Source organism: Streptomyces sp. NPDC048484 (genome assembly GCF_040651415.1).
In the GTDB taxonomy this organism is placed as follows: Bacteria; Actinomycetota; Actinomycetes; order Streptomycetales; family Streptomycetaceae; genus Streptomyces.
The window spans coordinates 158,818-179,331 of sequence record NZ_JBEZJY010000021.1; the positions used below are offsets into that span (position 1 = coordinate 158,818).

Sequence of the window (20,514 nt, forward strand, 5' to 3'; positions counted from 1 at the left end):
GCGCGAGCGTGCTGAGTCATGGACCAAGACCGGAGCGACGCCGCCCTCGCCCTCTCCCGCCGTCAGCTCCTCGCGGTCGCGGGCGCCGCCGGTGCTGTCACCGCCGTGGGCGTCGCACCCGCCGCCGCGTTGCCGCGTACCGGACTCACCCTGTCCTTCATCGCGGCCACCAACGGTGCGCCGACCCTCGCGCCCGGCGGGGACCGGCTGATCGCCGAGATCCAGAACGTGCTGTGGTCGGTTCCGCGCACCGGGGGCAGGGCCGTCCCCCTCACGCCGGCGGGTCTCGAACCGAACCGGCCCGTGTACGCGCCGGACGGCAAGCTCATCGCCTTCTGCGCCTACCGGGGCGGCGGCTTCCACCTCTGGACGATGCGGCCCGACGGCTCGGACGTACGCCGCCGCACCGACGGCCCCTTCGACGACCGGGGCCCGGCCTGGTCACCCGACGGCACCCGCATCGCCTTCGCCTCCGAGCGCGGCGGCGACCCGGTGACCGGCAGCCCGTACCGCGTCCACGTGCTGGACCTGCGCACCGGCGACGTCCGCCGCCTGACCGGTCTGGCCGGTCAGGCGGGCCCGCTGCAGGACGGGGCCTGGGAGGACTTCGACCCCACCTGGTCGCCCGACGGGAAGCGGATCCTGTTCGTACGCGCGAAGGGCGTCACCACCGCCAACGGTGCCGGACTCGATGCCCGCACCGTCGCCGCCGTCCCCGCCGAGGGCGCAGGACCGGTCGTCGTGGAGCACACCGACAGCACGACCGCGCAGATCATGACTCCCGCCCTCGCGCCGGACGGCGCCCGTCTGGCGTATCTGCGGATCACCGCGGCACCCCATGGCTCCTGTGTGCTCGTCGTCGACGGTGAGCCCGTCGCGGTGGCCGGGGACATCGCGCCGGTGCCGCCCCGCTGGACGGCGGAAGGTGAGCTGCTGCTGGCCGTGGACGGCGACTTCACCCTCGTACGACCTGAGAAGCCGGCCGAGACGGACACGATCCCCTTCGAAGGTGTGCTGCCCGTGGACCGGCCGCGCTACGAGGTCAAGGAGTACGACCTGGGGGAGGGGCGAGCCCGCCAGGTACGGGGTGTTCATCTGCCCGCGCTGTCGCCCGACGGACGGCGCATCGCCTTCGCCGCACTCAACTCCCTCTGGCTGGCGGACAGTTCGGGCGGCGGAGCGCCGAAGCGACTGCGCCGCGCGGCGGCCACGCAGTACCTGCTCGGGCCCTCGTGGTCGCGCGACGGACGCGCACTGCTGTACGCGGACGACCGTGACGGCCTGCTCGGCGTGTACCGGCGGGATCTGGCCACCGGCGAGGAGACCGCGCTCGCGACCGGCGGGCGGGTCCATCCCGCGCTCTCACCCGACGGGACTCAACTCGCCTGCCTGGACCTGACCGGGCGGCTCGTCGTCCGCGACCTCGCGAGCGGCGCGGAGCGGGTGCTCGTCACCCCGCTGGGCGGGGGAGGGCTGCCAGGGCGGCCCAGCTGGTCGCCCGACGGCCGGTATCTCGCGTTCTGCGACCGCAACCGCCTCAACCTCCGTTTCCGGGAGGGCTACAACCTCGTCCGGGTCGTCGACACCACGACCGGGAAGGACCGGCTGCACGCGGTGGCGCCGCACGTCTCGCTCGCCGACCGGTACGACTCGGGGCCCGTCTGGTCGCCCGACGGCCGCTGGATGGCGGTGATCGTCGAATCCGCGCTCTGCCTGCTGCCCGTCACGCCGGACGGCACCCCGCGCGGCGCCCTGCGCACCCTCACCACCGAACCGGCCGACCACCCCTCCTGGTCCGGTGACTCGGGGACCCTGCTGTACCTCTCCGGAGCCCGCCTGCGGCTGATCGGAGTCGGCGGCGGCCCGGCCCGTACCGTCAGGGTGCCACTGGACCAGCGCAGACCCGTGCCCGCCGACACCGTGGTGCACGCCGGCCGGCTCTGGGACGGCACGGGCGACTCCGTACGCGAGGACGTCGACATCGTCGTACGCGGCGGACGCGTCGCCGCCGTCGAACCGCACCGGCGACGCGGGGCGCTGACCCGGATCGACGCCTCCGAGCGGACCGTCGTGCCCGGCCTGTGGGACACGCACACCCATCCGTGGCAGGTCACCTACGGCGGCCGTCAGACGGCCGGCCAGCTCACCTACGGCATCACCACCGCCGTGTCCCTCGGCGGATTCGCCTACGAACAGGCCCGTATCCGCGAGGCGGTGACCGCCGGACAGCTCGCCGGGCCCCGGCTGCTGACCACCGGTGAACTCCTCGACGGCTCCCGGGTCGCGTACAGCATGGGGCGCGCCCACCGTACGAGGGACGGGCTGCGGCGCACGCTGGAGCGGGGCGCGGCGCTGGACTGGGACTTCGTCAAGACGTATGTACGGGCGCCGGGTTGGGTTATGGAGGAGGCCGCGCGCTTCGGACACGAGCGGCTCGGGGTGCGCTCGGGCAGTCATCTGCTCTCGCCCGGCGTACAGCTGGGACAGGACCTGACGACTCATCTGCAGGCCACTCAGCGCGTCGAGTTCGGGCACGCGATCACCGCGTCGGGGCGTGCCCACCAGGATCTGCTGGAGATCTACACCGCGCGGGGCGTCGACTTCGGTCTCATCGCCACCCCGTTCACCGCCGCGCCCCTGCTGGGCGCGGATCCCGGGCTCGCCGACGATCCCCGGGTCACCGCCGTGATGCCGCCCTGGGACACCGCGCTCGTCCAGCAGGGGGCGGGCGTACCGCCGACCCCGGCCCAGCTCGCCACCCTGCGCGCGGAGACCGACATCTACCGGCGGATCCTGGCCGCCGGCGGCCTCGTCGCCCTCGGTACCGACCAGCCGCTCGTGCCCGTCGGCCTCTCCCTCCACCTCGGTCTGCGCGCACTGCACCGGGGCGGCCTGTCCCCGGCCGAGGCCCTGCGTACGGTGACCGTGCTGCCCGCCCGGCTCTTCGGCCTCGACGACGACCTCGGCACGGTCCTGCCGGGCAGGCTCGCCGACCTGACGGTGGTGGACGGCGATCCCTTCACCGACTTCGACACGCTCGTCCGTACGGTCGGCGTGCTCCGAGGCGGGGTCCCGTACACGACCGACGACCTCGTGGCCGCGTACGAGCCCCTGCCCTCGCCCGCCTCCCGACGGGCGGCCGGCGAGGACGACTGGCTTCAGGTGGGGCGGCTGATGCGGCGGGAGGGGTGCTGCGGCACGCTTCTCTGAGGCGCGCCTCTCCGGCCTTTCAGGCCCTGTCCATGTTCCGTGTCCAGGCTCGACCTCAGGGCGGCGCCCGGCCGCGACCAGTGCGATCAAGCAACCGGTTGCTGAAGGACAGCAGTTGGAACCGGATCATCCACAAAACGCCATTTGTGCCGCCCGACTCGACAAGGCCGATCGTGCGCCGTCGCAACTAATGTGACGAAAGGGGGCCACGGTGGCCCTGCGTCCGGATAGGCTGCCCCGCGCACCCCACGTTCGAGGTCCCGCACGTGGGGGGCCGGTCATCCCGGCCTGCTCGTGTGCGGGTTCAGCAATGTCCCAACGCGAGAGACATACCGTCCGGTCTGACGCTCCACCCCTCACCGAGACCCGGTGAACCCAGCCCGCCCCGGAAGGCTCCACGCAGCCGGGCACCGATCAGCCTGGCGTCCGCCCCTGGTCCGTACGCGCAGTGCGGTCCTCGGGCAAGTCGCCCCGAACCCCCGTCAGGGCAGCCTCGGCTTGAACTCGGCACCGAACAGAACGCACCACGGACTCCGCCAGGAACCGTGCGCCGCGGACGGCTCCAGCACGACCTGCCGGCCCGGCCGGGATCGGACGCCCTCCCTGGTGCACAGCCGGCCGCCGAGTTCCGCCGACTGCCTTTCATCCAGTGAGGAACCATGAGCATGCGCGCCCGCACCACCGTAGCCGCGGCCATTTCGACGGTCCTGTCCATATCCCTCACCGCGTGCGGTGGGGACTCCGAGACAGGCGGCGAAGGAAAGGCCGCGTCCGTGGGTATCGCCATGCCCACCAAAACGTCACAGCGGTGGCTCAACGACGGCCAGAACATGGTCGACGAGCTCAAGGGGTTCGGCTACACCACCACCCTCAAGTACGCCGACAACGACCCGAAGAACCAGGTCGCACAGGTGGCGGCCATGATCGAGAGCGGTGTCGACGCACTGGTCATCGCCTCGGTCGACGGGAAGGTGTTCACCGACGTCCTGGAGAAGGCGGAATCCGCCAACATACCGGTGGTCTCCTACGACCGGCTGATCCTCGGCACCCCCAACGTCGACTACTACGCGAGCTTCGACAACGTGAAGGTCGGCACGCTGCAGGCCGACTTCATCGCGGAGAGCCTCGGACTCGTCAACGGGAGCGGCAAGGGCCCCTTCACCATCGAGCTCTTCGCGGGTTCCCCCGACGACAACAACACGCGCTACTTCTACGAGGCCGCCATGGAGGTCCTGGAGCCGTACATCCAGAACGGCGAACTGATCGTCAGATCGGGGGAGACCGAGATGGGTGAGATGCTCACCCCGCGCTGGGACGGTCCCACGGCGGAGAAGCGCATGAACAAGCTTCTCGACGAGGAGTACACCGACCAGGACATCGACGCGGTCCTCTCCCCGTACGACGGTATGTCGCTCGGGATCATCAAGGCGCTCAAGGAGCACGGTTACGGCACCGGGGCGAAGCCGCTGCCGATCGTCACGGGTCAGGACGCCGAGGTGCCCTCGATCAAGTCGATCCTGGACAAGGAGCAGTCGCAGACCATCTACAAGGACACCCGCGAGCTGGCGCTGGTCACCGCGTACATGGTCAATTCCATGGTCCACAACAAGAAGCCGGCCCTCAACGACACCAGGACGTACAACAACGGGAAGAAGGTCGTTCCCTCGTACCTTCTGGAGCCGGTGAGCGTCGACAAGGCCAACTACAAGCAGGTGCTTGTGGACTCGGGTTACCTCAAGGAGAGTGACCTGAGCTGAGCCACGTACGGGTGCGGGGCGGGGAGATCTCTCTCCCCGCCCCGCACCCGTACCTGTGCGTGGGTGGCCGCCGGCCGGCGTCAGTTGACGAAGACCGCCGGGCTGCCGGTCTGCGTGGTGTCGGTGACCGGGGCGTACTTGGCGGTGAAGTAGCCGTTGGCGAAGCACAGCGACGAGCCGGAGAACTTCGTGAACTGCTGGTTCACGAACGCGATGCTGTTGTCGGCGTTGTTCGACGTACCGGACAGGCTGGGTGTCCGGTAGACGCACGTGATGCTGCCGAGCAGTGTGCGCAGTACGACCGTTGTCTGGACGTTCGATCCGGGGGCCGCAGTGATGGTGAGAGCGCCCCCGGAGGTCACGGCCGTGGTGTAGGGCAGGTTGTCGACCTTGATGCTGGTGACACCGAGAACGCCGACCACGTTGCTGGTGCAACTGGCGCTGTTGAAGGTGTGGTTGGTGACCGACTCGGTGGCCGTGCCGGGCGCGGTGGGGTTGTCGACGACCTTGGCCACGAAGGCCGACGACGAGCAGGAGATTCCGCTCGTGCCGGTGCTGCTGGAGTAGAGCGTGGCGTTGGTGCCGGTGGCCAGGGAGGCGCTGAGGACGTCACCGGTGGCGGCCGCCGTTCCGCCGGCGCCGCCGGTGGTCAGGACCGAGCCGTCGGCCGCCGAGGCGGGGCCTGCCGCCGAGAGGGCGAGGGCTGTTACGGCGGCGGCCAGGGCGAGGGAAGTCCGAGTGCGCATGCGGGTGCCTCATTCTGAGAGTGGGGTGAGCGTGCGGGTGGGAGAGGGGGGCCGCCACCGGCCCGTCGCGCCTTCTCCGTACGCGACGGGCCGGTGGTGGCTGCCGGATGGTCGGCCGGAGGCGTCGAAGGACGGCCCCCGGCGCAGGACCGGCGGACAGGGCGACCGGGCGCGGTCCCGGAGAACGGGAAGCGGCCGTGCCGGTGCCGTGGAGGAGCGAATGCGGATCGCACGTGCGGTCGGTCTGCGAGGGGCGGCATGTCCGACCGCGTCAAGGCCTGCCGGCCAGGTGATCCGGCCCGAGGACCGTGTGGTGGGCCCGCGGACCGTGTGACGGGACGGGACCCGGGAATCGACGTGCGTCGCCGACCGGATCCGGCGCCACGGATCCGTGCGTAACCAGGGAGAGTTCTAGACCCGCCTGCTGTTCAACGTCAAGGTGTAGTAAGCAAGTTGACGTTGGATCAGAGATTATTCGCGGTGATCCGTGGCTCCGTGCCGCACCGGCTCCGGTCTGCGCGGAAGGGTTTTCACCGGTGCCATGGAAGCGCCCTCCATGGCTTCGCCACATCTCCAACGCCCTTTTTGCACAAGATGCTTGACCCTCGCCACTTACCGCGGGTAACTTCCGTCGCGGCTACTGCTGCGTAACCAGAAAGTCCTCGCACCCGCCGGGAGGAGTGAGGAAGGGTGCGCCGCATTCGCTGTCCGCGCCAGGACAACGTGCCACCTGAAGCCCTACCTCGCGTTGATCATGCCTCTGGGAGCAGAAAATGGCCTCGTCCTCGGACGTCAACCCGTCCGCCGGTTCCACCCCCGAGCCTTCCGAAGTGCCGGAAGGCGATTCCATGTCGCAGATCACGGAAGGCCCCGAGAGACGGGGGCGGGTCCGTCTGCGCCGCGCCGCGGTGATGGCGGTTCCTGCTACCGCGATCGCCGCCGGCCTCATGATCCTCACCGCCCAGGGGGCCCTGGGTGTGCAGTTCGCGATATCCGGCATGCCGTTCACGGTCACCGCGACGGAGCTCAACGGGAAGGGCTTCGAGCAGTTCGGCGCCCTCGATCACATGGCCGAGGGGAGCCCGAACGAGGGTGACACCGGCGGCCAGGTCCTGGTGGTGGTCTCCGCGATCAAGAAGGCGACGCTCACCAAGCTGTGCCAGAGCGTCGACCTCGGCGGCACGAACCTGCTCATCAAGGCGGGCCAGGGCTCCAAGAAGGTGACCGCCACCGACCTCACCACCGACTCATCCGAGCTCACGGGTGACGCGGCCTTCGGCAACATCGAGATCGGCAACGACGCCAGCACTCTCGACAAGGCCGGCGTGCAGGGCCCCAAGGGTGTCTTCAGTCAGCAGGCCGACACGGTCAAGATCGCCAACCTGCGGCAGACCAACTACTCCACCACGGCAGCGGTGTTCAAGCTTCCCGGTCTGAAGCTCAGCTTCAGCGAGCAGGGCTGCTGATGGTCGCCTTCCGGCGCTGGCGCGCGGCCCGTCCGTTCTGGGGCGGGCTGCTGCTCGTCCTGGGCGGGGCGGAGATCCTGCTCACGGAGAAGGCGTCGCTGAAGGTCGTCATGCACATCGGCATGCAGGGCCTGGCCGGCTATCTCCTGCCGGGCCTGATGATGATCTGCGGACTGCTGATCCTCTTCAATCCCGCGCAGCGCCTCTTCTACTCGATCCTGGGCGTCCTGGCCACCCTGGGCACCTGGCTCACCTCGAACCTGGGCGGATTCCTCATCGGCCTCCTCCTGGGTGTCGTCGGCAGCTGCCTCACCTTCGGCTGGCTGCCGGACCAGGAGCCGCGCCCCGCCCGTTCGTGGCGGCGCCGCAACCGGGAGCCGGTCAGCCATCCGTGACGCGTCGGGGGCGCCGTCCGGGCGGCGCGCCCACGGTCACCGCACGCCATGCCCGCACGGTCACCGCACGCCCCGCGGCCGGAACTGGATGCTGACGCGGGGGCCCGCCGCCCGGGCGCTCTTGGGGATGGCGTGCTCCCAGGTGCGCTGGCAGGAGCCGCCCATCACGATCAGGTCGCCGTGCCCCAGCGGGCGCCGTATCGCGGCGCCGCCGCGCCGGGGTCGCAGGAGCAGGTCCCGCGGAGCTCCCACGGAGACGATCGCGACCATCGTGTCCCGGTGTGCGCCGCGGCCGGTCCGGTCCCCGTGCCAGGCCACACTGTCCCGGCCGTCCCGGTAGTAGCAGAGCCCGGCCGTGGTGAACGGTTCCCCCAGCTCGTCCGCGTAGTGCTCGGACAGCGCGTCCCGTGCCTCGTCCAGGACGGGATGCGGCAGCGTGACGTCCGCGCCGTAGAACGCCAGCAGTCGCGGGACGTCCACCGTCTGTTCGTACATCTGGCGTCGCTCGGCCCGCCAGGGGACCTCGTCGGCGAGCCGGGCGCAGAGCGCGTCCGCCCCGTGGAGCCAGCCGGGCAGCAGGTCGATCCACGCCCCGTCGCCGAGCACGGTCCGGCGCGGCCCGGTGAGCGGGCCGAGGCGGATGGTGTCGCTCTGGTCGAACAGTGAACCCTGGAAGTGCGTGGACATACGTCCAGACTACCCGCAGATTCGAATGTACGTTCTACCTGGGGAAGGCCTGACGCCGGCTGCGGCGGTCGCTGTGAACCACCCGCTTTCCCGCGTGCTCGCCGCTCTGTTCTTCTTGAGGGGCAACTACATCCCACAGGCGGGCAAGGTCGTCAGCCCAGCGTCAGAAGAACCACGGCGCCGCCGGCGGCCAGCAGCCCGGCCACCTGCTGTCGGCTCACTCTCTCGTGCAGCAGCGCGAGTCCCAGTACGGTCGGAATCGCCGGATACAGCGAGGCGAGGACGACGGCGAGGGCGAGCATCTGCTGGTGGGCCGCCCACAGGTAGAGCGCGAGGCCGAGGGCGGCGCCCGCCCCGATAGCCATCGCCTGGACCAGTCGGCGTCGCGGCTGCCGGAACTCGGGGAGATGCCGCCAGGCGCTGGGCAGCAGGAGGACCACGGCGGCGGCGCGTCCCGCGGCCACCGGCCACACCCCGCTCCCGGGATCGGCCTGGGCCAGGCCGATGTACTGGACGGCCACGCCGAGGCTGGCGAGCAGCCCGTCCGTGGTGGCCCGTGCCGTGCCCGTACCGCGCGCGCCGCCCCCACCGGACACGCACCACAGGGCGGGCACCGTGACGCAGATTCCTAGCCAGGCCAGGAGGGTGGGCCGGTCGCCCAGGAAGAGGACGCCGCACAGCACTGACAGCGCCACCCCGGTGACGGCACTCACCGGGACCACCACGCTCATGGCCCCCCGGCTCAGACCCCGGTTGAGGAAGTGCATGGCCAGGCCGCTGCCCACCCCCGACAGTGCGCCCCACAGCACATCGGTGGAGCGCACCGCGTCCGCGGGGACGGCCGACGCCAGGAGAAGCGCCAGCAGCAACCCGCCGACCTGACCGAGGAAGGTGACGACGGTGAAGTGCATCCGGCGGGACAGCAGCCCGCCCGCGAAGTCGACGATGCCGTAGCAGACCGCCGAAGCCAGTGCGAGAAGAGCGCCCATCCGTCCCGGGTGCCCGTACGCAGGTGCGTCGATGTCTCCTGGGGCGGCCGTGTCTCAGTGGTCGGTACCGGGGTGCGCGGTGGAGGAGTGCCGGCGGTGGCTGGTGTCGCACCAGGGATGGATGCGGCTGCGCCGGCATGTGCACAGAGCCACGCAGAAGCGGTCGGAGGACACGGTCGTGCCGTCCTCCAGTACGACTTCGACCGGCCCTTCGACGAGCAGGGGTCCCTCACGGCGGGCGACGATCCGACGCGGCTGTGCGGCGGGGGTGTCCGGCACGGCCGTTCACCACCTTTCTCTTGTTTCCCCCGACGACGACGTGTTCCGAGGATCCGAGGCGGTGCGCAACGACGACCGGCCGGACCGCCATGCCTCCAGCAACCGGTCCCCGAGGCGGTCCTCCAGCCATCCGGTGGCATCGACGCCGAACGCGATGTCACTGTCGAGGTGGGGTTCCTCCTCCAGGAGGCCGGCGACGACCTCCCGGCGTACGACCTGCTCGTGCACCGCGTCGGCCTCGACGTGCTCGGCGTAGAAGTGCTCGGCCGCCGGACCCGCCTCGTTGCGCCGCATCGCCTTCGCGAGCCGCCTGGAGCCGGGGGAGGAGGTGGTCTCCACCGCCGCGAAGTGACCCACCAGCGCGCCGCGCAGCGCGCGGTGCAGACCGAAGAGGGACATCAGATTGACAACGGCCAGCGCCTCGGCGCCACTCGCGTCGAGATAGCGCCCGTACGCCGGATCCAGATCGAGGTCGGTCATGAGGTCGGCGAACAGCTGGGCGTGCACGCGTTCGGCGCGCCCAGCTCCGAACTCGTCGAACTCCACCGCCGCCATACCGGCCTTGGCGCGCCCCCACAGTCGCGGCAGGACCCAGGCGTGCGGATCGGCCTCCTTGAGGTGGTAGACCGAGCGCTGGGCGGCGTACTCGCGCAGTTGCCACAACTCGCCCTTGTCCTGCAGGAAATGGGAGACGCCCTGGCCGTCGACGGGCTCCACGAGCAACTCGTCCAGCGCGTCGTCCGCGTGGTCGTGCCGGGTCGCCCCGGCGCGCAGAGCCGCCAGGAACGGCTTCTCCAGTGCCGCGCGGACCCGTAGCAGTTCCGGGTCCCACTCGCGGGCGCCGTCGACGCCCGCGAAGCCCCGGTAGTGCAGCTCGTAACAGAGGTAGAGCGCGAGCTGGAGATCGTCGCCGAGCGGCTCGGCGCCGGCGAGAACGGCCTCGTCGGGCAGCGGTCCTGTGCCGCGCAGGTACTCGATGAGCGCAGTGGAGATCTCTCCGCGACCCGGCGGGAGTTCCGGTTCCGTGACCGGGCGCTTGGCTACAGGTTCCATCCGCACCGGGTACCCGTGATCGAGAACCCTTCACCCGGACAGCCGGCGTGCTTCACCCGGTGCCGGTGCCGGGTGACGCGGATGCGGTTGCCGTCGGGGGCCGGGTCAGGCTCGCCCGGGGCCGCCGCTCCCGAAGCCGCCACTGCTGTTCTCGCCCCAGGTCGGAGGATCCTGGTCCGTCGCGCGATGCGACGAGCCGTCCCCCAGGTCGTGGGGGGGGCAGCCGATCACCCTTGGGTACCTCGTTGGGCTCGCGCCGTTCACTCACCTCGCGCACGGGACCCGACTCGGGGAGACGGGGCTGTTCCTCGGGGCGGGGCGGCGGGGGCTGCTGGGAGCGCTGCCGGCGACCCCACCAGACGGCGAAGATCAGGCCGCCGACGATGATGACGCCGATCAGGAACGGCACGATTCCGCCCACTGCGGAACCTGAGGCAGCCAGTGGTGTCGCGTTGTAGTCCATTGCCCCCGGGTACCCGGCGTCACCGTCCGAAACGGCGCGGCGGCTCGCGGACGCCTCTCACCTGCGCGGAGCGACGGGCCCGCACCCTCGCACCGTCACCTTGCAGGATCGGCCGATTGTGGTAAGTCGCGTTTTGGAGTGAATAGTTTGGCAATGTCTCTTTTGGGGGAATTTATGCATAGTGCTTCGGACTGGAGGCACGTCCGTGGGAGCCGGTGAGCCAGGCCTGCCTCGGTTGTGTCCCGGCCGGGCCGTTCGTGCGCCCTCCCATGGTGACTGTCCCGAGACCACCTCTGAGGGAGATGCGACGCACCATGCCGATCACTGTCAGGACGAAGCAGCATCCCCACGACGACGCCCCCGACACGGCGGCGGCCTTCGAGCGGCTCGCCACCCTGCCAGAAGGGGCTGAGCGTCAAGCCCTGCGCGACAGCCTGGTGCGGGACTGGCTGCCCATGGCGAACCGGATCGCCATGCGGTACCGGGGCCGGGGCGAGTCGGTCGAGGACCTCGCGCAGGTGGCGGCCCTCGGCCTCGTCAAGGCGGTCGACCGCTACGACCCCGAGCGTGGCAACGCCTTCGAGAGCTACGCCATCCCGACCATCACCGGCGAGATCAAGCGTCACTTCCGCGACCACATGTGGGTTCTCCATGTGCCGCGACGCGTCCAGGACCTGCGCAACCAGGTCCGCGCCGCCGCGAAGGAACTGTCGCAGACCATCCAGGGCCGACGGCCCACCACCGCCGAGATCGCCGCGCATGCGGGGATGACCGAGGATGACGTCCGGGCCGGATTCGAGGCCCTCGACAGCTTCACCGCCCTCTCCCTCGACGCGGAACTGCCCGGCAGCGACGACGGTTACGCGCTCGGTGACGCCCTTGGCGAGTCCGACACCGGTTTCGATCTCGTGGTCGACCGCGAGGCGGTCAAGCCCTGCATCGCCGCACTGCCCGAGCGTGAGCGGATCATCCTCTACCTGCGCTTCTTCAGGGGTATGACCCAGGGCCGTATCGCGGAGCACCTCGGCATCTCGCAGATGCACGTCTCGCGACTGCTCAGTGGCTGCTGCGCCAAGGTGCGCGACGAGGCGCTCGCCGACCACGATCCCGATCCCAGGCCCGGTTCACGCCATGGCCCCGGTGCCGGCCGTGACCCCGGTCAGGTCGCCGCTCCCGGTCCGGACGCGGATCCTGGGCACGTCTGTCCCTGAACGCGGATCTGTCCCTCAACGCGGAGTCGAACAGACCCAGCCGCCCGTCCCCGGGCGCTCCCGGGCCGGGCGGCTGTGTGGCGAGCTCACTGCCGAACCCTCCCGGGAGCGGTTTGCCAGCAAACTGCCACTCATCGAAGTAACCAGCGGCGCCTGGGCAAAACACCCTCGTCACGGCGGTGGGCCGCACTCCGGACGGAACGTGGGCCCGTATCGGTCGAGCGCGTCCTCCAGGGCGGCCAGGACATCGTGCGGCAGATCGCCGTTCTGGCCCCACACGATGATCAGCTCCGCGATGTTCCGCAGTTTGATGTTCGTGTGCTGGGACACCTCCCGCAGTACGGACCATCCCTGATCCGGCGTCACCCGGCCGAGCGCCACCATCATGCCGATCGCCTGGTCCACGACCGCGTGGGAGGTCACGGCCTCCTTGAGCTGGCCGATCTCCTCCTGCAGCTCGACGATCCGGGGTGCGTCCTCCCCGGACGGGGCGTGGCCGTGGGGGCCGCCGCCGGGCTCGGTGGTGCCCGAACCGACGTCTGACGTCATTCGTCCCCTCCGGGGTCGCAGCGCATGGTTCGTGGCGTCGTCCCCCGATGGACTCCACGTTCACGATCCATCGTCCCCACTCCGCCGCACGCGTGCCAGTGCACGTACGCCCCCACGGATTCCTTGTTGCGCAGAGTGATGAACCGTCACGGATTGCGAAGGAGGGGTGGCGGGCGCAGGGTGGAGACGCCAGTCCAACCCTCATTCGAAGGACGGAACATCATGAGCAAGGCGAAGGGCAAGGCCAAGCAGATGAAGGGCAAGATGAAGGAGACCACCGGCAGGGCCATGGACGACACGTCCATGGCCGGCGAGGGCAGGGGCGAGCAGATGACGGGCAAGGCCGAGGAGCTCAAGGCCAAGGCCGCCGAGCGCATGAAGAAGTCCGGCCAGTAGCACAGCGGCCCGCTCACGCGGTACGCCCCTGTACGGTCACCGGGCCCCACGACCGCCGGGGGCGTTTCCGCGTTCGAGGGCGGGCGGGACGCCCGTGACGGGCGAGGTGTGGAGGGGTGATCCAAGGGCACTCGATGGCTGGAAAGACGTGCCGACCAGGTGTTTGGCGGCCGAGTGCACTCACCTCCCGCTCCCGAGGGGAGCGCCCGGACGGAGGACCACCCCATGGCTTTTCTCGTCGACCCGGCGCGCCCTCCTGGCACCTTGGTGGCACTGCCGGGTGTCTACGCGCCGCAGGCCGACACCTTCCTCCTGGCGCGCGCCCTGTACTGCGAGGGACCGGCCCCCGGCATGGACGTCCTCGACCTCGGGACCGGTACCGGAACCCTGGCGATCTGCGCGGCGCGGAAGGGCGCCTGTGTCACGGCGGTCGACATCGCCTGGCGGGCCGTGCTCACCGCCCGGCTGAACGCCCTGCGGGCCCGCCAGCGCCTCACGGTCCACCGCGGTGACCTGCTCGAACCGGTCCGGGGCCGCTCCTTCGACCTGATCATCAGCAATCCGCCGTACGTCCCCACGCCGCTCTCGGAACGGTCGAACCGGCACGGCCGCGAGCGGGCCTGGAACGCCGGGCTCGACGGGCGTGCCGTCCTGGACCGCATCTGTTGCGAGGCGCCCCGTGTCCTGCGGCCCGGCGGCGTCCTGCTCGTCGCCCAGTCGGGACTGAGCGGTACCGAAGAGACCCTGGAACGCCTGGCCGACTCGGGGCTGAGAGCCACGGTCGGCGACCGGGCGTACATCCCGTTCGGGCCCGTGCTGCGCTCCCGTCTGCCGTGGCTCAGGGAGTCCGGGCAGGTCGCGGCGCGCGAGGAGAACGAGGAACTGGTGATCGTCCGGGCCGAGCGGAGCTGACCGTGCCGAGCGGGACCGACCGTGCCGAGCGGGACCGACCGTAAGGAGAACTCCCTGTATGGACCACACCGAAGCGCCCGTACTCGACGCCCTGCGGCAGTACCACGAGCAGGGCGAGCTGGCCTTCACCCCGCCCGGGCACAAGCAGGCCCGCGGCGCGGACCCCGAGGCCCGCAGAATTCTCGGGGACGCCGCCTTCCACTGCGACGTGCTGGCGTCCGGAGGCCTGGACGACCGCCGTACGACCGGGAACGTGCTGCTGCGCGCCGAGAAGCTGATGGCGGACGTGGTCCACGCCGAGCACACGTTCTTCACCACCTGCGGCAGCTCCCTGTCCGTCAAGGCGGCCATGCTCGCCGTGGCGGGTCCGAACGAGAAGCTCGTCGTGGGGCGCGACGCCCACAAGTCGGTGATCTCCGGCCTGATCCTCGCCGGGATCGAGCCCGTCTGGGTCGACCCGCAGTGGGACGTGACACAGGGCTTCGCCCACGCGCCGGGCCCTGCCGCCTTCGAAGAGGCGCTCGAACGGCATCCCGACGCCCGGGGAGCCATGGTCACCAGCCCCACTCCGTACGGGAGTTGTGCCGCGCTCGAAGACATCGCGGAGCTCTGTCACACCCGGGGCATCCCCCTCGTCGTGGACGAGGCCTGGGGTGCCCACCTGCCGTTCCACGCGGACCTGCCGTCCTGGGCGATGGACGCCGGCGCCGACGTCTGTGTGACCAGCATCCACAAGATGGGCAGCGGACTGGAACAGGGCTCCGTCTTCCATCTGCAGGGTTCCCTGATCACGGCCGACACCCTGCGGTCACGAGCGGACCTGTTCGGCACCACCAGTCCGTCGGTCCTCCTCTACGCGGGGATGGACGCCTGGCGCCGCCAGATGGCCCTGCACGGGGAGGCCCTGCTGGACGGCGCGCTGAACCTCGCCGCACAGGTGCGTGCCGCCGTCGACGAGATTCCCGGTCTGCGCGTCCTCGGCCGCGACGACCTGGTCGGACCCGGTCTGTCCGTCGACTTCGACCCGCTGCCCGTGGTCATCGACGTGAGCGGCCTCGGGACGAGCGGCTACCGTGCGGCCGACTGGCTGCGCGGCGAACACGACATCGACATGCACCTGGCCGATCACCGGCGCATCAGCGCCCAGCTCACCCACGCGGACTCCACCGCCACCACGGATCCGCTGCTCGACGCGCTGCGTGACCTCGCGAAACACGCCGAGGAGCTCGCGGCCGGACTGCCGGAGATCGACGTACCCAGCGGGCGGGACCTGCGGATGGAACAGACCTGCAGGCCCCGTGACGCCTACTTCGGCTCCGCGGAGGCCGTCCCCCTGGACCGGGCGGTCGGCCGCGTCTCGGCCGAGATGATCACGCCGTATCCGCCGGGCATTCCGGCCGTCCTGCCCGGAGAACGTCTCACCGAGCCCGTCCTGCGCTACCTGCGGACGGGTCTGCGGGGCGGCATGAACCTGCCGGACGCGAGCGACGCGGAGCTGAAGACGATCCGCGTCCGCGCGTGAGGAGCCGGGCTGCGGGGCCCCCGCCTCACACCGGCGGCTCGCGCCTCACACCGGCCGCTCGCGGACGACGTCGTGCGCCTGCTTGTCATGGCGCACCCCGAGGAACCGCGGATGGCGGAGCATGCCGTCCCGCGTCCACTCGGTGAACGCGATCTGCGCGACCAGCACCGGCTCGGCCCAGCGGGCGCCCGCCTCGCGCACCCGATCCGCGAACGGCGAGGCGGGAGTGCCAAGTTCGTCGAGGGCCCCGCGCAGCGCGAGCAGCGTACGGCGGTCGAATCCCGTACCCACCTTGCCCGCGTACCGCAGCCTGTCGCCCTCGAAGTGGCCGAGGAGCAGGGCGCCGAACCCGGCACGGGTGCCGCCCGGTTCGGTGCACCCGCCGATCACGAACTCCTGCTCCAGAGAGCATTTCAGCTTGAGCCAGTCCGGCGAACGGCGCGGCTGGTAGGGGCTCTGGGCCCGTTTCGCGATCAGCCCCTCCCAGCCCCGGGCACAGGCGTCGGCCAACAGTTCGGCGCCGCCCTCGTTGCGGTGCGTCGTCAGGCGCAGGGGCGTCCGGTACGTCAGGGCGCGACGGAGCAGCGACTTGCGGGTACGCAGTGGCAGCCGCGCCGGGTCCGCGCCCTCCAGCCTGAGCAGGTCGAAGAGGTAGTACGTGACGGCGACCCTGCTGGCCTCGACGTCTCGGCGCCGGGTGAGCCCCATACGCTGCTGGAGGAGGCCGAAGTCGGTACGGCCGCCGCCCGCGAACGCGACGATCTCCCCGTCCACGGTGAAGTCCGTGCACGACTGGGCGGCGAGCGCGTCCACGATCTCCGGGTACGTCGCGTTGAGGCGGTTGCCGGTGCGTGAGAGTAGCACGACGCCATTGCCCTCGCGCACCGCCAGTACGCGGATGCCGTCGAGTTTCCGCTCGAAGAGCCACTCACCGGGACAGTCGCGCCGGTCGCTCAGGGTGGCGAGCATCGGCCGGGAGGCCAGTTCGACGCCGGGGGCCGCGTCACGGAGCAGCCGTCTGAGGTCCTCTGGGAGGGAGCCCAGGAGATCGGTCATCGCCGGCCGCCCTTCCCGGTCCACCGGCGCGGCCGGTCGACGTCACGCTTGCCGCGGTGGGCCCGCAGCGGGTCGCTCGTATCCACGTCCGCTCCTCTCCCCGCCGTACGCATCGTCCCGCAGGCCCGGGGCCCCGCGACCGCGCGGGCCCCGTAGCCCCCTTCCTCTCAGGGTGAATCGCAGCATGATGTGGGGAAACCGGCCGCTACCCGGCACACGGGGAGGGCCCGGCCTCATGGGGGGGGAATCCGTGGACGAGACAGGGACCACCGGCCACATACCCGAGGACGACGCCGGCGCGGCGGATCCGGCGGAACTACGGAGCCGGGAGTTCGGCTATCTCGACGCCGGCGGGCACACCTACCTCGACCACACGGGAGCCGGCCTCGCCCCCGCCTCGCTCGTCCGGGAGAGCGCCGCACGGATCACCGGCGGCCTCTTCGGGAACCCGCACTCCGAGAGCCCGGCCTCCCGTGCCTCGGGACTGCTGCTGGCACAGGCACGCCGGGCGGTGCTCCGCCACTTCAACGCCGACCCGGCCGAGTACGCCGTGATCTTCACCCCGAACGCGACGGGTGCGCTGCGCCTGGTCGGTGAGGCGTATCCCTTCAACCGCCGCAGCAGGCTGGTCATGCCGCTCGACAACCACAACTCGGTCAACGGCCTGCGGGAGTACGCGCGTTCAGGCGGCGCGACCACCACGTACGTACCCGTGGGCGGGCCCGGTCTCCGTGTGGACGAACAGCGGCTGTGGGCCGCCCTGCTCGCGCGCGGACGTGGCGCCGGCCGACGGTCACGGCGACCCGGAGAGCGAAGAGCGGGGCTGCTCGCGTACCCGGCGCAGAGCAACTTCACCGGTGTGCAGCATCCCCTCGCGTGGATCGCGGCGGCCCAGGCGCGCGGCTACCATGTCCTGCTCGACGCCGCCGCCTTCGTCCCCGCCAACTCCCTCGACCTGAGCCGGTATCACCCCGACTTCACGGTGGTCAGCTGGTACAAGGTCTTCGGCCACCCCACCGGTGTCGGCAGCCTCGTCGCCCGCCGGGAGGCGCTCGCCGGGCTGCGGCGGCCCTGGTTCTCGGGCGGCACGATCTACGCGGTCAGCGCGCAGGCACAGTGGCACGTCCTCGCGGACGACGAGGCGGCCTTCGAGGACGGCACGGTCAACTTCCTCTCCATACCGGACGTGACGGGCGGACTGCAGTGGATCGACGGCATCGGCATGGACCGGGTGCACGCCCATGTGACCGCACTGACAGCCCAACTACTGGCCGGAGTAAAGGAGTTGCGGCACAGTGACGGTTCCCCGCTGGCCAGGGTGTACGGCCCGCGGGATCTGGTGGCCCGCGGCGGGACCGTGGCGCTCAACCTGCTGGGCGCCGACGGCCGTGTCATCGACGAACGGATCGTCACCCGTGACAGCGCCTCGCGGGGCATCTCGCTGCGCACGGGCTGCTTCTGCAATCCGGGCGCGGGCGAGGCGGCCTTCGCCCTGCCGCCGGGCCTGCTGCGCTCGGCCGCCCGCCGACGGCTCACGTCCCTGGAGGAGTACTTGGACCTGTTGCACCTGCCCTCGGCGGGCGCGGTCCGTGTCTCGCTGGGTCTGTCGTCACAGCCCAGGGACATCGACACGTTTCTGAGGTTCGTACGGGAGACCTACCGGGACCGGGTACCGAAGGCGGCCGGTCTGGAGGCGAGGGCGGGCTGCTGACAGCCGTCCGACGGACGGATACGGGACTCACCGTCCCGCCCGGCCGCGCACCACGCCGCCCCGGCACTTGCGCACCAGCACCGTCCATGTCAGGGCGAGGAACACCAGGGTGAAGCCCGCCAGGATCAGCCAGTCTCCGCTCGCGGGGCCGGCGAACGAGTCGCCGTACGACGTGAGCAGTGGCGGGCCGAGCCGGGAGGACCCGTCGCGCCACAGTGCGTCGAGGCCGATGCCGCTGCCGAGGGCCTCGAACGCCCAGCGGTTCGTCATCGCCCGGCTGATCGTCTCCCCGGCCCCCGTCATCCGGGGCACCGGCACGAAGGCCCCCGAGAAGAGCACCTGGGGGAAGCAGAGCAGCGGCAGCATCAGCGTCGCCTGACCCGGATCGCTCACCGCGGCCGAGGCGAGCAGCCCCAGCGCGAGCGCGGCCGCCGAGGCCAGCACGCTCGACACGAACAGGGAGACATACGTGTCCCAGCCCGCCGCGGGCAGCCGGTCCAGGGCACGCAGTACGGCGAGCAGCAGGGCGTCCGCGGCCGTGAGCACCGGCAGCATGATCGTCAGCTTCGAGGCGACATACGGGCCGATCCGCAGACCCGCCAGCCATTCGCGGCGCAGCACGGGCAGTTCCGCGCAGATCTGCAGCAGTCCGTATGTCAGCCCGAAGAAGAAGGCGCCGAAGGCGATCCAGAACATGATCATCGCGGTCGAACCCGGATCCGGGTCCGCCGGGTCGAATGCCCCCGCGCGGAACAGCACCGCGAACATCGCCACGATCACCACGGGCGAGCCCGCCAGCACGGCGACCGAGAGCCGGTTGTGCAGCAGCAGGGCGGCACCGCGCCGGGTGAGCAGGGACCACTGCCGTACGGCGCCGACACGCGGCCGGGGGAGTGGCTGAGCGGGACCGGTGTGCCGGACGACCGGCTCGCCCGGCGCCGGCTCGGCCTTCGCGCTGTCGTCCGCCGCGCTGTCGGGTCCCGTACCGTCGGACCCCGCTCCGGCCACCGCGCCGCCGGCCACCGCGTCGTACACGTCCTCGACCGTGTCCACCCCGAACGCCCGGCACAGGCCGCCCGGTTCACCGCTGTACACGACCTGACCGCCGGGGGAGAGGAACACGACACGGTCGCCGCGGAGCAGATCGGCGAGGACATGGGTGGTCAGCACGATGGTGGTGCCGCCCTCGGCGAGGGAACGCAGGGTCCGCAGCAGGGCGGCGCCGGTGACCGGGTCGAGCCCGGAGGTGGGCTCGTCGAGGAAGAGTGCCCTCGGCCCGGTGAGCAACTCGGCGGCGATACCGGCCCGTTTGCGTTCCCCGCCGCTCAGCGCGCGCACCGGCGTGCCGGCCCGGTGGGACAGTCCCAGGGGGACCAGGACCCGGTCCACGGCCGCGGTGACCGACTCGGCGGAGGTCCCCGGGGGCATGCGCAGGCCCGCCGCGTACACCAGGGTCCGGTGCAGCGGGAGGTCGCGGTGGAGGACGTCCTCCTGTGGTACGAACCCGAACTCAGGTCCTGGCGGGCCCGGTTGGCCCCCGTCGTGGGTCACCGCACCTTCCCCGGTCGCGCGCAGCCCCGCCAGTGTTTCCAGCAGCACCGTCTTGCCCGCCCCGCTGCTGCCCGCGATCACGACGATCCGTCCGGGGGCGGCGTCGAACGACACGTCGTGCAGTACGCGCCCCGCCCCGCGCACCTGCTGTGTGAGCCCGCGGGCCTGGATCCGCAAGCCGGGGCCCGGAGCCCGGGGCGGGGACAGGGGTGGACGGGGTCCTGTCGGTGAGGGCATGGGGGGCAGCATGCCAGGAGGACCCGCGCGACGCCCCCGCCTTGCGGAGCGGAACAGGTCGGCAACCTCTGTGCCGGCGGCTCGCTGCTCGTCGACCGGTCCGCGCTGTTGCCGGTCGAGGCCCGGGCCCGGCACGGCCTCGTCACCACGGCAGTCCGGACGACCCGCGTGGCCGACCGCCCCGCCAGGCCGGTGACGGCACCGCCGCGCGGGCAGGCGGGCCCGGTCGTTGACTTGTACCTCGTGCTGAAGCACGAGGATTCTGGCCTTCCGTTCCGTTGCTGTGCCGCTACGCGGCGCGGGCTTCGGCCGGGAATCCGTGAC

The 20,514-nt window shown here is 71.2% G+C and carries 18 protein-coding genes and 1 pseudogene; 9 read left to right on the plus strand and 10 right to left on the minus strand.

From position 1 onward, the window contains the following. Nucleotides 1–18 precede the first annotated feature (18 nt). Together AB0D14_RS22395 and chvE are read left to right on the plus strand one after the other, a co-directional pair. Nucleotides 19–3,210, plus strand: coding sequence for an amidohydrolase family protein (locus AB0D14_RS22395; RefSeq protein ID WP_362781578.1), 3,192 nt, complete (start codon nt 19–21; stop codon nt 3,208–3,210). A gap of 665 nt (nt 3,211–3,875) precedes the next feature. Beyond that, nucleotides 3,876–4,967, plus strand: coding sequence for a multiple monosaccharide ABC transporter substrate-binding protein (gene chvE / locus AB0D14_RS22400; RefSeq protein ID WP_362781580.1), 1,092 nt, complete (start codon nt 3,876–3,878; stop codon nt 4,965–4,967). A gap of 80 nt (nt 4,968–5,047) precedes the next feature. Here chvE and AB0D14_RS22405 read toward each other — a convergent pair whose 3' ends face one another. Beyond that, on the minus strand, nt 5,048–5,713 hold the full coding sequence (locus AB0D14_RS22405) for a Tat pathway signal sequence domain protein (protein ID WP_362781582.1): 666 nt from the start codon (nt 5,711–5,713) through the stop codon (nt 5,048–5,050). 773 nt (nt 5,714–6,486) lie between these two features. On the opposite strand from AB0D14_RS22405, the gene AB0D14_RS22410 reads away from it, so the two are divergent. Both AB0D14_RS22410 and AB0D14_RS22415 read left to right on the plus strand, forming a co-directional pair. Continuing rightward, the gene (locus tag AB0D14_RS22410) at nt 6,487–7,179 is read left to right on the plus strand and encodes a DUF6230 family protein (protein ID WP_362781584.1); all 693 of its coding nucleotides are present in this window, start codon (nt 6,487–6,489) and stop codon (nt 7,177–7,179) included. Beyond that, nucleotides 7,179–7,574, plus strand: a complete 396-nt coding sequence (locus AB0D14_RS22415) for a DUF6114 domain-containing protein (protein ID WP_362781586.1) — start codon at nt 7,179–7,181, stop codon at nt 7,572–7,574. Before AB0D14_RS22410 ends, AB0D14_RS22415 begins: the two co-directional genes overlap by 1 nt. 60 nt (nt 7,575–7,634) lie before the next feature. Here AB0D14_RS22415 and AB0D14_RS22420 read toward each other — a convergent pair whose 3' ends face one another. The 6 genes and pseudogenes from AB0D14_RS22420 to AB0D14_RS22445 all read right to left on the minus strand — a co-directional run. Continuing rightward, a complete protein-coding gene (locus AB0D14_RS22420; RefSeq protein ID WP_362781588.1) occupies nt 7,635–8,261 on the minus strand; it encodes an alpha-ketoglutarate-dependent dioxygenase AlkB in 627 nt (208 codons plus the stop codon). A gap of 152 nt (nt 8,262–8,413) precedes the next feature. Continuing rightward, on the minus strand, nt 8,414–9,250 hold the full coding sequence (locus AB0D14_RS22425; RefSeq protein ID WP_362781590.1) for an EamA family transporter: 837 nt from the start codon (nt 9,248–9,250) through the stop codon (nt 8,414–8,416). A 54-nt stretch (nt 9,251–9,304) separates the two neighbouring features. Beyond that, on the minus strand, nt 9,305–9,529 hold the full coding sequence (locus AB0D14_RS22430; RefSeq protein WP_362781591.1) for a CDGSH iron-sulfur domain-containing protein: 225 nt from the start codon (nt 9,527–9,529) through the stop codon (nt 9,305–9,307). Between the two features lie 6 nt (nt 9,530–9,535). Further along, complete coding sequence (locus AB0D14_RS22435; protein ID WP_362781593.1) at nt 9,536–10,582, minus strand: iron-containing redox enzyme family protein; 1,047 nt, start codon at nt 10,580–10,582, stop codon at nt 9,536–9,538. Between the two features lie 105 nt (nt 10,583–10,687). After that, nucleotides 10,688–10,846 (minus strand): DUF6479 family protein, encoded by a 159-nt coding sequence (locus AB0D14_RS22440; protein WP_362781624.1) that lies wholly within the window; start codon nt 10,844–10,846, stop codon nt 10,688–10,690. Between the two features lie 10 nt (nt 10,847–10,856). Further along, a pseudogene (locus AB0D14_RS22445) lies at nt 10,857–11,045 on the minus strand (DUF6479 family protein); the annotation flags it as partial. 314 nt (nt 11,046–11,359) lie between these two features. On the opposite strand from AB0D14_RS22445, the gene AB0D14_RS22450 reads away from it, so the two are divergent. Further along, nucleotides 11,360–12,256 (plus strand): RNA polymerase sigma factor SigF, encoded by an 897-nt coding sequence (locus AB0D14_RS22450; RefSeq protein WP_362781594.1) that lies wholly within the window; start codon nt 11,360–11,362, stop codon nt 12,254–12,256. Between the two features lie 171 nt (nt 12,257–12,427). Here the strand turns inward: AB0D14_RS22450 and AB0D14_RS22455 are convergent, their stop codons facing one another. Continuing rightward, nucleotides 12,428–12,805 carry an ANTAR domain-containing protein gene (locus AB0D14_RS22455; protein ID WP_362781596.1) on the minus strand — a complete coding sequence of 126 codons (378 nt, stop codon included), beginning with the start codon at nt 12,803–12,805 and terminating at the stop codon, nt 12,428–12,430. 222 nt (nt 12,806–13,027) lie between these two features. Between AB0D14_RS22455 and AB0D14_RS22460 the strand changes: the two genes are divergently transcribed. The 3 genes from AB0D14_RS22460 to AB0D14_RS22470 all read left to right on the plus strand — a co-directional run bounded on the left by AB0D14_RS22460 (nt 13,028) and on the right by AB0D14_RS22470 (nt 15,635). Next, the gene (locus AB0D14_RS22460; RefSeq protein WP_362781598.1) at nt 13,028–13,201 is read left to right on the plus strand and encodes a CsbD family protein; all 174 of its coding nucleotides are present in this window, start codon (nt 13,028–13,030) and stop codon (nt 13,199–13,201) included. A gap of 225 nt (nt 13,202–13,426) precedes the next feature. Next, nucleotides 13,427–14,113 carry a HemK2/MTQ2 family protein methyltransferase gene (locus AB0D14_RS22465; protein WP_362781600.1) on the plus strand — a complete coding sequence of 229 codons (687 nt, stop codon included), beginning with the start codon at nt 13,427–13,429 and terminating at the stop codon, nt 14,111–14,113. 58 nt (nt 14,114–14,171) lie between these two features. Further along, nucleotides 14,172–15,635 carry an aminotransferase class I/II-fold pyridoxal phosphate-dependent enzyme gene (locus AB0D14_RS22470; RefSeq protein WP_362781602.1) on the plus strand — a complete coding sequence of 488 codons (1,464 nt, stop codon included), beginning with the start codon at nt 14,172–14,174 and terminating at the stop codon, nt 15,633–15,635. Between the two features lie 45 nt (nt 15,636–15,680). Here AB0D14_RS22470 and ligD read toward each other — a convergent pair whose 3' ends face one another. After that, entirely contained in the window at nt 15,681–16,691 is a 1,011-nt protein-coding gene (ligD, locus tag AB0D14_RS22475) for a non-homologous end-joining DNA ligase (RefSeq protein WP_362781604.1), read from the minus strand. Between the two features lie 235 nt (nt 16,692–16,926). On the opposite strand from ligD, the gene AB0D14_RS22480 reads away from it, so the two are divergent. Beyond that, nucleotides 16,927–18,402: an aminotransferase class V-fold PLP-dependent enzyme gene (locus tag AB0D14_RS22480; protein WP_362781606.1), complete on the plus strand. Its 1,476-nt coding sequence runs from the start codon at nt 16,927–16,929 to the stop codon at nt 18,400–18,402. 27 nt (nt 18,403–18,429) lie between these two features. On the opposite strand, the gene AB0D14_RS22485 is transcribed toward AB0D14_RS22480, so the two are convergent. After that, nucleotides 18,430–20,190 carry an ATP-binding cassette domain-containing protein gene (locus AB0D14_RS22485; protein WP_362781608.1) on the minus strand — a complete coding sequence of 587 codons (1,761 nt, stop codon included), beginning with the start codon at nt 20,188–20,190 and terminating at the stop codon, nt 18,430–18,432. Nucleotides 20,191–20,514 lie beyond the last annotated feature (324 nt).

Excerpts from the sequence above, each read along its gene's own strand:
- AB0D14_RS22405 (WP_362781582.1), bottom strand. The coding sequence starts at position 5,713 with ATGCGCACTCGGACTTCCCTCGCCCTGGCCGCCGCCGTAACAGCCCTC.
- AB0D14_RS22460 (WP_362781598.1), top strand. The coding sequence starts at position 13,028 with ATGAGCAAGGCGAAGGGCAAGGCCAAGCAGATGAAGGGCAAGATGAAG.
- AB0D14_RS22450 (WP_362781594.1), top strand. The coding sequence starts at position 11,360 with ATGCCGATCACTGTCAGGACGAAGCAGCATCCCCACGACGACGCCCCC.
- AB0D14_RS22420 (WP_362781588.1), bottom strand. The coding sequence starts at position 8,261 with ATGTCCACGCACTTCCAGGGTTCACTGTTCGACCAGAGCGACACCATC.
- AB0D14_RS22395 (WP_362781578.1), top strand. The coding sequence starts at position 19 with ATGGACCAAGACCGGAGCGACGCCGCCCTCGCCCTCTCCCGCCGTCAG.
- AB0D14_RS22485 (WP_362781608.1), bottom strand. The coding sequence starts at position 20,190 with ATGCCCTCACCGACAGGACCCCGTCCACCCCTGTCCCCGCCCCGGGCT.
- ligD (WP_362781604.1), bottom strand. The coding sequence starts at position 16,691 with ATGACCGATCTCCTGGGCTCCCTCCCAGAGGACCTCAGACGGCTGCTC.
- AB0D14_RS22435 (WP_362781593.1), bottom strand. The coding sequence starts at position 10,582 with ATGGAACCTGTAGCCAAGCGCCCGGTCACGGAACCGGAACTCCCGCCG.
- AB0D14_RS22425 (WP_362781590.1), bottom strand. The coding sequence starts at position 9,250 with ATGGGCGCTCTTCTCGCACTGGCTTCGGCGGTCTGCTACGGCATCGTC.
- AB0D14_RS22465 (WP_362781600.1), top strand. The coding sequence starts at position 13,427 with ATGGCTTTTCTCGTCGACCCGGCGCGCCCTCCTGGCACCTTGGTGGCA.
- AB0D14_RS22480 (WP_362781606.1), top strand. The coding sequence starts at position 16,927 with ATGGGGGGGGAATCCGTGGACGAGACAGGGACCACCGGCCACATACCC.
- AB0D14_RS22410 (WP_362781584.1), top strand. The coding sequence starts at position 6,487 with ATGGCCTCGTCCTCGGACGTCAACCCGTCCGCCGGTTCCACCCCCGAG.
- chvE (WP_362781580.1), top strand. The coding sequence starts at position 3,876 with ATGCGCGCCCGCACCACCGTAGCCGCGGCCATTTCGACGGTCCTGTCC.
- AB0D14_RS22415 (WP_362781586.1), top strand. The coding sequence starts at position 7,179 with ATGGTCGCCTTCCGGCGCTGGCGCGCGGCCCGTCCGTTCTGGGGCGGG.
- AB0D14_RS22470 (WP_362781602.1), top strand. The coding sequence starts at position 14,172 with ATGGACCACACCGAAGCGCCCGTACTCGACGCCCTGCGGCAGTACCAC.
- AB0D14_RS22455 (WP_362781596.1), bottom strand. The coding sequence starts at position 12,805 with ATGACGTCAGACGTCGGTTCGGGCACCACCGAGCCCGGCGGCGGCCCC.